Here is a 12294-nt window from a genome sequence, read left to right as displayed (position 1 = left end):
TCCTCCGACCTGCCACCTTGGTGGCGGGTCGGAAGCGCGCCGATTTGCTGACTCGATTGCGGGCGCGCGAACCGACCAGGGCCTTTGCGTTTTCGCCCCGGCGGTTCACTACAAATGCGGCTAAAGAGGTCGTCAGCCGCGCACCTTCGCCTCCGCGCATCGCCGACACCGTTTAGCCGCCCAGTCATAAGGCGGAACGAATGGAATCGATCGGCATCGTCGCTCCACAGACCATGCACTTCGCCGAACCGCTGCGCTTGCAAAGCGGCAGCGTGATCGGCAACTATCAGCTCGTCGTCGAGACGTACGGCGAGCTCAACGCCGCGCGCTCGAACGCGGTGCTCGTGTGCCATGCGCTCAACGCATCGCACCACGTCGCCGGCATCTACGCGGACGATCCGCGCAGCACCGGCTGGTGGGACAACATGGTCGGCCCGGGCAAGCCGCTCGACACCAACCGCTTCTTCGTGATCGGCGTGAACAACCTCGGCTCGTGCTTCGGCTCGACCGGCCCGATGAGCATCGATCCGTCGTCCGGCAAGCCGTATGGCGCGCGCTTTCCGGTCGTCACCGTCGAGGACTGGGTGCATGCGCAGGCGCGCGTCGCCGACGCATTCGGCATCGAGCGCTTTGCCGCCGTGATGGGTGGCAGCCTCGGCGGGATGCAGGCGCTCGCATGGAGCCTGATGTATCCGGACCGCGTCGCCCACTGTATCGACATCGCGTCGACGCCGAAGCTGTCCGCGCAGAACATCGCGTTCAACGAGGTCGCGCGCTCCGCGATCCTGTCCGATCCCGACTTCCACGGCGGCGACTACTACGCACACGGCGTGAAGCCGAGGCGGGGCCTGCGCGTCGCGCGGATGATCGGCCACATCACGTATCTCTCCGACGACGACATGGCCGAGAAATTCGGCCGTGCGCTGCGCCGCGCCGACGGCGCGCTCGACGCGTACAACTTCAGCTTCGACGTCGAATTCGAGGTCGAGTCGTACCTGCGCTACCAGGGCGACAAGTTCGCCGACTACTTCGACGCGAACACCTACCTGCTGATCACGCGCGCGCTCGACTACTTCGACCCGGCGAAGGCGTTCGACGGCAACCTGACGGCCGCGCTCGCGCAGACGCAGGCGAAATACCTGATCGCGAGCTTCTCGACCGACTGGCGCTTCGCGCCGGCGCGCTCGCGCGAGATCGTGAAGGCGCTGCTCGACAACAAGCGCACGGTCAGCTACGCGGAAATCGATGCGCCGCACGGTCACGACGCGTTCCTGCTCGACGACGCGCGCTATCACAACCTGATCCGAGCGTATTACGAACGAATCGCCAACGAGGTGGGGGCATGAACCAACAAGCGCTGAATTCCCTGTCCGCGCGCGCGGACTTCCGCACGATCGCGCGCTGGGTCGAGCCGCGCTCGACGGTGCTCGACCTCGGTTGCGGCGACGGCTCGCTGCTCGCGCTGCTGATGGAAGAACTGGACGTGACCGGCTACGGGATCGAGCTGAACGACGCGGGCGTGCTCGCGAGCGCGAAGAACGGCATCAACGTGATCCAGCAGAACCTGGAGGACGGCCTGCGCCTGTTCGAGGACCACAGCTTCGACATCGCGATCCTGTCGCAGACGCTTCAGACGATTCACCAGACGGCCGCGATCCTGCGCGAAACCGCGCGGGTCGGGCGCGAATGCATCGTGTCGTTCCCGAATTTCGGCTACTGGCCGCACCGGCTGTCGGTGCTGAACGGCCGGATGCCGGTGTCGAAGTCGCTGCCTTACCAGTGGCACAACACGCCGAACGTCCGGGTGCTGACGATCGAGGATTTCGAGGCGCTCGCGCCCGAAGTCGGCGTGACGATCCTCGACCGCGTGGTGCTGCACGAAGGTCAGCCGATTCGATGGGGAGCGAACTGGCGTGGTAGTCTTGCTGTCTACCGCGTCAAGCGCAGCTGAGCCGGGGAGCCGTTGACGGATGATCCGGCCCGCCCCCGCGTGCGGCCGCCCCTCCTGCGCCGCCCGCACTGCCTGCGACGCCGCCGCAATCAGTCAACGCTACCCAGTTTCTGTCCATGTCCAAAAGGCCACACGAGGCGCCTGCACTCACCGCTCACGAGGATCACCCCGGCTGGCGCGCCTATCTGAACACGCACATGCTGATCTGCGTGTTTCTCGGCTTCACGTCCGGGCTGCCGCTCTTCACGCTCGTCTACCTCGTGCAGGCATGGCTGCGCTCCGAGGGCGTGAACCTGAAGGAAATCGGCCTGTTCGCGCTGATCCAGTTCCCGTATACGTGGAAGTTCCTGTGGGCGCCGCTGATGGACCGCTACATCCCGCGCCTGCCCGGCTGGCGGCCGGGACGCCGGCGCGGCTGGCTGCTGCTCACGCAGGTGCTGGTCGCCGGCGCGATCGCCGCGCTCGGCTTCGTGTCGCCGCGCGACTCGATCTGGACGGTCGCCGCGCTCACCACGCTCGTCGCGTTCTTCGGCGCGAGCGCGGACGTCGTGATCGATGCCTACCGTCGCGAGCTGCTGCGCGACACCGAGCAGGGCCTCGGCAACGCGATACACGTGAACGCGTACAAGCTCGCCGCGCTGATCCCCGGCTCGCTGGCGCTAATCCTGTCCGACCACATGCCGTGGGACGTCGTGTTCGCGATCACCGGCGCGTTCATGCTGCCGGGCATCCTGATGACGCTCGTCGTGCGCGAGCCCGACGTAATCGGCACGCCGCCGCGCAACCTGCGCGACGCGATCGTGCTGCCGTTCCGCGAATTCATCCAGCGCGACGGCTGGCGCGGCGCGCTGCTCGTCATCGCGTTCATCTTCCTGTTCAAGATCGGCGACACGATGGCCACCACGCTGTCGACGTCGTTCTTCCTCGACATCGGCTTCACGCGCACCGAAATCGGCATCGTCGCGAAAACCACCGCGCTCGTCGCGAGCGTCGCCGGCGGCATCATCGGCGGCATCTGGCTCGTGAAGATCGGCATCGGCCGCGGGCTGTGGATCTTCGGCGCGCTGCAGATGGTGTCGACGCTCGGCTTCGCGTGGCTCGCGCAGGTCGGCCCCGGCTCGCCGGTGCTCGCGGTCCTTTACGACTTCACGGTCGCGGCAAGTCACGCGCTCGCGTCGCTCCTGTCGGTCTTCGGCTTCGAGGTCACGCCGCACCTGAGCCCGATGACGGTCGCGCTCGCGCTCGTCTACGCCGCCGAAACGTTCACCACCGGCCTGACGATGGCCGCGTTCGTCGCGTATATCGCGAGCACGACCGATCCGCGCTACACCGCCACGCAGTTCGCGCTGTTCACGAGTCTCGCGTCCGTGCCGCGCACGCTCGCATCGGCCGCGAGCGGCTTCATCGTCGCGAAAATCGGCTGGTTCGACTACTTCATCGTGTGCACCGCGCTCGCGATCCCCGGCATGCTGCTGCTGTTCAAGATCGCGCCGTGGAACGGCACCGCGCGCAACGGCGAGGCCAGCCGTGCGCAATGATCGACTGCATCGCGCGGCACGCGTCGCCGCCGCGCTGAGCGTCGGCGTCGCGACGCTCGGCGCGGCGGGAAGCGTGCATGCGACCGACACAAGTGCGGCTGCGGCCGGCTCCGCGCCCGCCATCGCGCCGGCTGCGCCGTCCACGCCCGCCGCTCCGGTTGCGCAGTCCGCCGCCGAAGCCGCGCAGCCGACCGGCGCCGCCGTGCCTGCGAAGGCCTATTCGCCGACGTCGCAGCAGGTGCGCTACGGCAACGCGATCGCGTTCCGCACGCTGATCCCGTCGCCGCTGCTCGAGCAGCTCACCGCGAGCGAATACGCGCAGATCGTGCAGGCAGCCGCCGACAGCGACCGCCTGCTGCCCGCCAACCAGCCGCGCGTGAAGCGACTGCGCGCGATCGTCATGAAGCTCGCGCCGTATGCGGTGAAGTGGAACGATCGCGTGAAGAACTGGGCATGGGACGTCAACGCGATCCGCTCGCGCGACATCCGCGTCACGTGCCTGCCGGGCGGCAAGGTGCTCGTGTACGGCGGGATGCTCGATCGCGTCCGCCTGAACGACGACGAGTTCGGTGTGCTGCTCGCGCACGGCATCGCGCATGCGCTGCGCGAACACGCACGCAGCAATTTCAGCACGACGTCGCAAACGTCGTTGCGCGCGGCCTCGCTGCCGCCGCTGTTCGGCGTCGGCGAGCCGCTGCCGCAGGCGCTGAACTTCGGCGCGCGTCTGCAGACGCTGCGCTACGACCCGACCGACGAAACCGAAGCCGACGTGATCGGCGGCGACATTGCCGCCCGCGCGGGCTTCGATCCACGCGCGGCGATCACGCTGTGGGACAAGCTCGCGGCGGCGACGCGCGCGAACAGGACGTCGGGCTTCATCTACATGCATCCGTACAGCGCCACGCGGCGGCAGGATCTGCTGAACCGCCTGCCGGACCTGATGCCGCTGTATGCGAAGGCAATCGGCAAACGGGTCGACACGCTCCCCGACTACGCGGGCATCAGCGCGCAGCGGCGCAAGATCGTGCGGCGCTGAGCGCCGCATCCGGCGGCTTCCCCGCCGCGCATCGCCGGCGTGCATCAGCGGCGCGCATCACCGGCATACGAGGCCGGGCGCTACGCGCCGACTTCCGACTCGACAGGGCGGCTGCCGTTTTCGCGCATCCAGCGCACGTCGTCTCCCGGGCTGCGGCCGAACAGCCGCTTGAACTCCCGGCTGAACTGCGACGCGCTCGCATAGCCGACCCGCGCCGCGGCGGCACCTGCCCCGAGACCGTCCTGCACCATCATCAACCGCGCCTGGTGCAGGCGCGCGGCCTTCACGTACTGCATCGGCGACGTCGCCGTCACGTGCTTGAACTGCGCGTGAAACACCGCAAGGCTCATCCCGGCCTCGCGCGCGAGCGTCTCGACGTCGAGATCGGCCTTCAGGTCCGCATGGATGCGCCGCAGCGCCTTCGCGATGCGGCCGAAATGATGTTGCTGAACGAGCGCCGCGCGAATCGCGTCGCCCTGCGCGCCCGTCAGCACGCGGTACGCGATCTCGCGCATGATCGCCGGCCCGAGCACGCGCGTGTCGTGCGGCGACGCGAGCACTTCGAGCAGCCGCACCACCGCGTCGGCGAGCGGCGCATCGAGCGGCGTCGAATAGACGCCGTGCGGCTCGCTGACCGCCGCACCGAGCGTCTCGTCGAGCAGGATCGCGAGCTCGGCGATCACCGCGAGATCGACGCGGATCGAGATCGCGAGAAACGGCTCGTCGATGCTCGCAAAGGTCTCGCATTCGAACGGCAGCGGCACCGACAGCACGAGATACTGCTGCGCGTCGTAGACGAACGAGCGATCGCCGAGATAGCCAAGCTTGCGGCCCTGGCACACGACGATGATGCTCGGCTCGTACAGCACCGGCATGCGCGGCACCGGACGGCTCACGCGGATGAAGCGCACGCCGTCGAGCGCCGCCAGCGTATCGCCGTCGTTCGGTGCGAGACGCGAATGCAGCTCGATCATGCGGCGCCGCACACGGTCGCCCAAGTCGTCTGAAAGGGGCTGGAAGCTCATCGGCGTCATCCTGTCCTGCAAGAGAATCAGGCTCGCAATGTAGCACCTTGAACGCATTTTTACGGCCGTTCGCGCGCAATTCGAGAGGAATAGGCAAATCTTCGAGACCTTCGTGTATTTCGCCGACGCGGCTCGCTCCTTACGATGGGCACCTGTCTCGCCGCGCCGCCACATGACGCGGCGGCAGTCTGATTCGCCGGATGTTTTCCCGGACAAGGAGCCCCTGCATGAGCACAACCTACGCTTACGCGGCGACCGACGCGCAGTCACCGCTCGCCCCGTTCGAATTCCAGCGCCGCGCGCTGCGCGACCTCGACGTCCAGATCGAGGTGCTCTACTGCGGCGTCTGCCACTCGGACCTGCATCAGGCCCGCAACGAATGGCGCAACACGATCTACCCGGTCGTGCCGGGCCATGAAATCGTCGGCCGCGTGACCGCGACCGGCCCGCAGGTGTCGCGCTTCAAGGTCGGCGAGCTGGTCGGCGTCGGCTGTCTCGTCGATTCGTGCCGCACCTGCCCGAGCTGCGCGGAAGGCCTCGAGCAGTATTGCGAGAACGGCTTCGTCGGCACCTACAACGGCCAGGACCGCGTGACCGGCGATGTCACGTACGGCGGCTATTCGACGCAGCTCGTCGTCGACGAGGCATTCGTGCTGCGCGTGCCCGAGACGCTCGACCCGGCCGGCGCCGCGCCGCTGCTGTGCGCGGGGATCACGACCTATTCGCCGCTGCGCCAGTGGAACGTCGGCCCCGGCAAGAAGGTCGGGATCGTCGGCCTCGGCGGGCTTGGCCACATGGGCGTGAAACTCGCGCGCGCGATGGGCGCGCACGTCGTGCTGTTCACGACGTCGCCGTCGAAGATCGAGGACGGCAAGCGCGTCGGCGCGCATGAAGTGGTGATCTCGAAGGACGAGGCGCAGATGAACGCGCACCTGAACAGCTTCGATTTCATCCTGAACACGGTCGCCGCGCAGCACGACCTGAACCCGTTCCTGCACCTGCTCAAGCGCGACGGCACGATGACGCTCGTCGGCGCGCCGGAGCACGACCATCCGTCGCCGCAGGTGTTCAACCTGATCTTCAAGCGCCGCCGCCTCGCGGGCTCGCTGATCGGCGGGATCGCGGAGACGCAGGAAATGCTCGATTTCTGCGCGGAACATGGCATCACGTCGGATATCGAAACGATTCCGATGCAGCAGATCAACACCGCTTACGAGCGGATGCTGAAGAGCGACGTGAAGTACCGGTTCGTGATCGACATGGCGTCGATCAAACAGTAAGCGACGCGCCAAACGAAACGGGCCGCATGTTCGACATGCGGCCCGTTTTGCATCCGGCGACCGGACGGCCCGACGGCTACGCGCGCGGCGGCGCGCCGACGATCACTTCTTGTAGTCGTAATCCACCGTCAGCGGCGCGTGATCGCTGAACTTGATGTCCTTGAAGATCGACGTGCTTTTCGCGGTACCGGCCACGCCGGGCGTCGCGATCTGGTAGTCGATCCGCCACCCGACGTTCTTCGCATACGCCTGGCCGCGGTTGCTCCACCACGTGTACTGCTCGGGGCGCTGGTCGAGCGTGCGGAACACGTCGACGTAGCCGACATCGTCGAACAGCTTCGTGAGCCACTCGCGCTCTTCCGGCAGGCAGCCCGAGTTCTTCTGGTTGCTCTTCCAGTTCTTGATGTCGATTTCCTTGTGGACGATGTTCACGTCGCCGCACAGGATCACCTCGCGCTTCTTCTTCAGCTCGGCGAGGTGCGGCATGAACTCGTCCATGAAGCGGTACTTCGCCTGCTGGCGCTCTTCGCCGCTCGAGCCGGACGGCACGTACACCGACACGACCGACAGCTTGCCGTAGCGCGCCTCGACGTAGCGCCCCTCGGCGTCGAATTCGCTGCTGCCGAAGCCGATGATCACGTCATCGGGCTCGTGGCGGCTGTACACGCCCGCGCCGCTGTAGCCCTTTTTCTCGGCGTGGTGGAAATAGCTCCTGAAGCCATGCGGCTCGACGAATTCGGCCGGCAGGTCGTCGGCCGATACCTTGATTTCCTGCACGCACACGCAATCGGCGTTCTGTTCGCCGAGCCAGTCGAAGAAGCCCTTCTTCGCGGCGGAGCGGATGCCGTTCAGGTTGGCGGTAATCACTCGCATCATGTCGGGTTCCGTTGTTCAGTTCAGTTCGATGTTGTTACAGGATCGCAGGCTAGCGGATCTTCACGCCCTCGAGTTCCGGCTTCGCCGGCGGGAACTCCAGCTTCATGTCGGTCATCGTGCGCAGCAGCAGCTCGGCGATCATCACGTTGCGGTGCGTCTTCGAGTCCGCCGGGATCACGTACCACGGCGCATGCTCGGCCGACGTCGCGGCGAGCGCGTCGCGGTACGCGGACTGGTACGCCTCCCAGTGCTTGCGCGCGTCGAGATCGGCGATGTCGAACTTCCAGTGCTTGGTCGGATCGTCGATGCGCGCCTGCAGCCGCGCGCGCTGTTCGTCCTTCGAGATGTGCAGGAAGCACTTGATGATGGTCGTGCCGTTCTCGACCAGCATCGTCTCGAAATCGCGGATCTGCCGGTAACGGCGCTCGCACTCGTTGCTGTCGATCGCGTCGAGCACGCGCGGCACGAGCACGTCTTCATAGTGGCTGCGGTTGAAGATCGCGAGCTCGCCCGCGGCCGGCACCTGCGCATGCACGCGCCACAGGAAGTCGTGCGCGGCTTCGATCGGCGTCGGCGCCTTGAACGACACGACGCGCAGGCCGAGCGGATCGACCTCGCGGAACACGGCGCGCACGGTGCCGTCCTTGCCGCTGGTATCCATCCCCTGCAGCACGAGCAGCACGCGCTTCTTCTGTTGCGTGTGCAGACGTTCCTGCTGCACGTCGAGCTCGGTCGACACGGCCGACAGCCGTTCGCGGTCGGCATCCTTCGACCCCGACGAGAACGGCTTCGCAGCCGGATCGAACGCATCGAGCGTGAATGCGGCGGCTTCCTTCTCGCGCGTGCTGTACGGCACGCGAAAATCGTCGAGCGACGGTTTTTTCGCCATTCGTTCCTCCGTTGGACGGTGCGAGGCACATGCGCACACGATAACGCATGCACCAAAACGACGGGCCGCCCCGAACAGGTTCGGCGGCGGCCCGTCGTCAGGCGCGGTTCAGGCGCGCGGCCATGCTCAGCCGAGCTTCTTCTTCAGCAACTCGTTGACCTGCTGCGGATTGGCCTTGCCCTTGGTCGCCTTCATCGCCTGGCCGATCAGCGCGTTGAACGCCTTTTCCTTGCCCGCGCGGAATTCCTCGACCGACTTCGCGTTCGCCGCGAGCACCTCGTCGATGATCGCTTCCAGCGCGCCGGTGTCGGAGATCTGCTTCAGCCCCTTCGCGTCGATGATGCGGTCGGCCGCGCCGTCGTCGGTCGCCTTCTCGTCCCAGATCGTCGAGAAGATTTCCTTCGCGATCTTGTTCGAGATCGTGCCGTCGGCGATGCGCTGCAGCACGAGCGCGAGCTGGGCCGCCGATACCGGAATCGCGTCGATCTCGATGCCGTCGCGGTTCAGCTGCGACGATACGTCGCCCATCAGCCAGTTCGCGGCGATCTTCGCGTTCGCCGCGCCGGCCTTGGCGACCACGGCCTCGAAATACGCGGCCATCGCCTTGCTCGACGTCAGCACGCCCGCGTCGTACGCGGACACGCCGTACTGCTCGACGAAGCGCTGCTGCATCGCGGCCGGCAGCTCGGGCATCCCGGACTGCACGCGTTCGATCCAGTCCTGGCCGATCACGAGCGGCATCAGGTCGGGATCGGGGAAGTAGCGGTAGTCGTGCGCGTCTTCCTTGCTGCGCATCGAACGCGTCTCGCGCTTGTCCGGATCGTAGAGGCGCGTTTCCTGCACGACTTCGCCGCCGTCCTCGATCAGCTCGATCTGGCGGCGCACTTCGTAGTTGATCGCTTCCTCGAGGAAGCGGAACGAGTTCAGGTTCTTGATCTCGGCGCGCGTGCCGAACTTCTCCTGGCCGACCGGCCGCACCGACACGTTCGCGTCGCAGCGGAACGAGCCTTCCTGCATGTTGCCGTCGCAGATGCCGAGCCACACGACGAGCGCGTGCAGCGCCTTCGCATAGGCCACGGCCTCGGCCGCGCTACGCATTTCCGGCTCGGTGACGATCTCGAGCAGCGGCGTGCCCGCGCGGTTCAGGTCGATCCCCGTCATGCCGGCGAAGTCTTCATGCAGCGACTTGCCTGCGTCTTCCTCGAGGTGCGCGCGGGTCAGGTTGACCGTCTTCTCGTACGCTTCCTTGCCGGCCTTTTCGTTGGCGGGCACCTGGATCGTGATCGAGCCGCCCTGCACGACCGGAATCTCGTACTGGCTGATCTGATAGCCCTTCGGCAGATCGGGGTAGAAATAATTCTTGCGCGCGAAGATGCTGCGCGGCGCGATGGTCGAGCCGATCGCGAGGCCGAAGCGGATCGCGCGTTCGACCGCGCCGCGGTTCAGCACCGGCAGCACGCCCGGCAGCGCCAGGTCGACCGGGCAGGCCTGCGTGTTCGGCTCGGCGCCGAACTGCGTCGACGCGCCGGAGAAAATCTTCGAGACGGTCGACAGTTGCGCGTGCGTCTCGAGACCGATGACGACTTCCCATTGAGTCATATGCTTACACCCCCGCCGGAACTTGCTTGTGCCAGTCGGTCGCGCGCTGGAACGCGTCGGCGACCTGCAGCATCCGGGCTTCGTTGAAATAGTTGCCGATGATCTGCAGACCGACCGGGCGCTTCGCGTTCGCGCCGGCGCCGAAGCCGCACGGCACGCTCATGCCGGGGAGGCCTGCGAGGCTCACCGACAGCGTGTAGATATCCGCGAGATACATCTGCACCGGATCGTCGCCCTTCGCGCCGAGATCCCATGCGACCGTCGGCGACGCCGGGCCCATGATCACGTCGCAGGACTTGAACGCTTCCTGGAAATCGTTCGCGATGATGCGGCGGATCTTCTGCGCCTGCAGGTAATACGCGTCGTAGTAGCCGTGCGACAGCACGTAGGTGCCGACCAGGATCCGGCGCTTCACCTCGGGGCCGAAGCCTTCGGCGCGCGACTTCTTGTACATGTCGAGCAGGTCGCCGTACTGCGCGGCGCGATGGCCGAAGCGCACGCCGTCGAAACGCGACAGGTTCGACGACGCCTCGGCCGGCGCGATCACGTAATACACGGGGATCGACAGTTCCGTCTTCGGCAGCGACACCGGCACGAGCGTTGCGCCGAGCGCCTCGTATTGCTTGAGCGCAGCGTCGATCGACGCGCGCACGTCGTCGGCGAGGCCTTCGCCGAAGTATTCGTTCGGCAGGCCGATGCGCAGGCCCGCGAGCGGCTTGCCGGCATCGTTGCCCGGCGCCCACGGCTGGCCGAGGTGGCGCGTGAAGTCTTCATCGTCGCGCTCGAGGCTCGTCGAGTCGCGCTCGTCGAAGCCGGCCATCGCGTTCAGCAGCAGCGCGCAGTCGGACGCGCTCTGCGCCATCGGGCCGCCCTGGTCGAGCGACGACGCGAACGCGATCATCCCGTAGCGCGACACGCGGCCGTAGGTCGGCTTGATGCCCGTCACGCCCGCGAACGACGCGGGCTGGCGGATCGAGCCGCCGGTGTCGGTGCCGGTCGCGGCCGGCGCGAGGCGCGCGGCGACGGCCGCCGAGCTGCCGCCCGAGCTGCCGCCCGGCACGGCGTTCGTGTCCCACGGGTTCTTCACGGCGCCGAACGCCGAATTCTCGTTGGACGAGCCCATCGCGAACTCGTCCATGTTGGTCTTGCCGAGCGTGACCATGCCGGCGGCCCGCAGGCGCGCGACGACGGTCGCGTCGAACGGGCTTTCGTAGTTCGCGAGCATCTTCGAGCCGGCGGTCGAGTGCCAGCCGCGCGTGACGAACACGTCCTTGTGCGCGATCGGCAGGCCGGTCAGCGCGCCGCCCGCGCCGCGCGCGAGTTCGGCGTCGGCGGCCTTCGCCTGCGCGAGGGTGAGGTCGGCATCGACATGGACGAACGCGTTCAGGTCGCGTGCCGCGTCGATCCGTTTCAGGTAGAGCTGCGCGAGCTCGACGGCCGAGCATTCCTTGGCGGCGAGCGCGGCGCGCAGTTCGGTCAGGCTTTTTGCGTGCATTGAGTGGTTTTCCTGGGAATTCTGGGTGGCGCGCGGCGCGAAGGCGGCACGCTTGTCATCGAATGCTTACTCGATCACCTTCGGCACGAGATAGAGGCCGTCCTGGATGGCCGGCGCCGGACGCTGGTTGTCGTCGCGATTGACGACTTCCGTCACGGCGTCGTCGCGCAGGCGCTGCGCGACTTCCTGGATCTGTTCGATCGGGTGGGCGAGCGGCGCGATGCCGGCGGTGTCGACCGCCTGCATCTGCTCGACGAGGCCGAAGAATTCATTGAGCTGGCCGAGCGTATGCTCGGCGTCGGCGTCGGCCATTTCGAGTCGCGCCAGGTGCGCGATGCGTTTCACATCGGTCAGGGTCAGGGCCATGCGATCACCGGAAAAACAAGGCTGCGCAGCGCATCGAAAACCGCGCTGCGGCGGGGGGTTGGAGGGTGCGATCACACCCTCAAAAATCAGGGCCGAAGCGGCAAAAATACCGTCCGTTTCGATTCAAATACCGTGAAATTATAAGGTATCATTACGCGTTCGACCCAAACCCGGCAGCCTTTTCCCGCACCGTTTAGCCCCGCTTCGGCAAGCCGTGCGTGCTTCGTGCGATCCCCGGT

At 66.7% G+C, this 12294-nt stretch carries 11 protein-coding genes; 5 read left to right on the top strand and 6 right to left on the bottom strand.

All coding sequences use genetic code 11. The features are described from left to right. Positions 1-200 precede the first annotated feature (200 nt). The 4 genes from metX (at position 201) to WS75_RS02320 (ending at position 4525) form a co-directional block, all read left to right on the top strand. On the top strand, positions 201-1346 hold the full coding sequence (gene metX / locus WS75_RS02335) for a homoserine O-succinyltransferase MetX (protein ID WP_059678981.1): 1146 nt from the start codon (positions 201-203) through the stop codon (positions 1344-1346). Next, positions 1343-1951 carry a methionine biosynthesis protein MetW gene (gene metW, locus WS75_RS02330; RefSeq protein WP_006755281.1) on the top strand — a complete coding sequence of 203 codons (609 nt, stop codon included), beginning with the start codon at positions 1343-1345 and terminating at the stop codon, positions 1949-1951. The genes metX and metW overlap by 4 nt, the downstream gene beginning before the upstream one ends. A 116-nt stretch (positions 1952-2067) precedes the next feature. Continuing rightward, positions 2068-3489 (top strand): AmpG family muropeptide MFS transporter, encoded by a 1422-nt coding sequence (locus tag WS75_RS02325; RefSeq protein ID WP_059678980.1) that lies wholly within the window; start codon positions 2068-2070, stop codon positions 3487-3489. After that, the gene (locus tag WS75_RS02320) at positions 3479-4525 is read left to right on the top strand and encodes a M48 family metallopeptidase (protein ID WP_059678979.1); all 1047 of its coding nucleotides are present in this window, start codon (positions 3479-3481) and stop codon (positions 4523-4525) included. Before WS75_RS02325 ends, WS75_RS02320 begins: the two co-directional genes overlap by 11 nt. Positions 4526-4605: 80 nt before the next feature. Here the strand turns inward: WS75_RS02320 and WS75_RS02315 are convergent, their stop codons facing one another. Beyond that, positions 4606-5550: an AraC family transcriptional regulator gene (locus tag WS75_RS02315; protein ID WP_059679066.1), complete on the bottom strand. Its 945-nt coding sequence runs from the start codon at positions 5548-5550 to the stop codon at positions 4606-4608. Positions 5551-5777: 227 nt separating this feature from the next. On the opposite strand from WS75_RS02315, the gene WS75_RS02310 reads away from it, so the two are divergent. After that, positions 5778-6830 (top strand): NAD(P)-dependent alcohol dehydrogenase, encoded by a 1053-nt coding sequence (locus WS75_RS02310; RefSeq protein ID WP_059678978.1) that lies wholly within the window; start codon positions 5778-5780, stop codon positions 6828-6830. A 102-nt stretch (positions 6831-6932) separates the two neighbouring features. Here WS75_RS02310 and WS75_RS02305 read toward each other — a convergent pair whose 3' ends face one another. From WS75_RS02305 to gatC, 5 genes are all read right to left on the bottom strand, one after another. Next, entirely contained in the window at positions 6933-7706 is a 774-nt protein-coding gene (locus WS75_RS02305; RefSeq protein WP_059678977.1) for an exodeoxyribonuclease III, read from the bottom strand. 49 nt (positions 7707-7755) lie between these two features. Continuing rightward, positions 7756-8595, bottom strand: a complete 840-nt coding sequence (locus tag WS75_RS02300; protein ID WP_059678976.1) for a polyphosphate kinase 2 family protein — start codon at positions 8593-8595, stop codon at positions 7756-7758. A gap of 126 nt (positions 8596-8721) precedes the next feature. Then, the gene (gene gatB, locus WS75_RS02295) at positions 8722-10194 is read right to left on the bottom strand and encodes an Asp-tRNA(Asn)/Glu-tRNA(Gln) amidotransferase subunit GatB (RefSeq protein ID WP_059678975.1); all 1473 of its coding nucleotides are present in this window, start codon (positions 10192-10194) and stop codon (positions 8722-8724) included. A gap of 4 nt (positions 10195-10198) precedes the next feature. After that, complete coding sequence (gene gatA, locus WS75_RS02290) at positions 10199-11689, bottom strand: Asp-tRNA(Asn)/Glu-tRNA(Gln) amidotransferase subunit GatA (protein ID WP_059678974.1); 1491 nt, start codon at positions 11687-11689, stop codon at positions 10199-10201. A gap of 66 nt (positions 11690-11755) precedes the next feature. Then, positions 11756-12055, bottom strand: coding sequence for an Asp-tRNA(Asn)/Glu-tRNA(Gln) amidotransferase subunit GatC (gatC, locus tag WS75_RS02285; RefSeq protein WP_059678973.1), 300 nt, complete (start codon positions 12053-12055; stop codon positions 11756-11758). Between the last annotated feature and the right edge of the window lie 239 nt (positions 12056-12294).

The organism is Burkholderia sp. FL-7-2-10-S1-D7 (genome assembly GCF_001524185.1).
Classification (GTDB): Bacteria; Pseudomonadota; Gammaproteobacteria; order Burkholderiales; family Burkholderiaceae; genus Burkholderia; species Burkholderia diffusa.
This window is presented reverse-complemented; position numbering and strand designations above follow the sequence as displayed.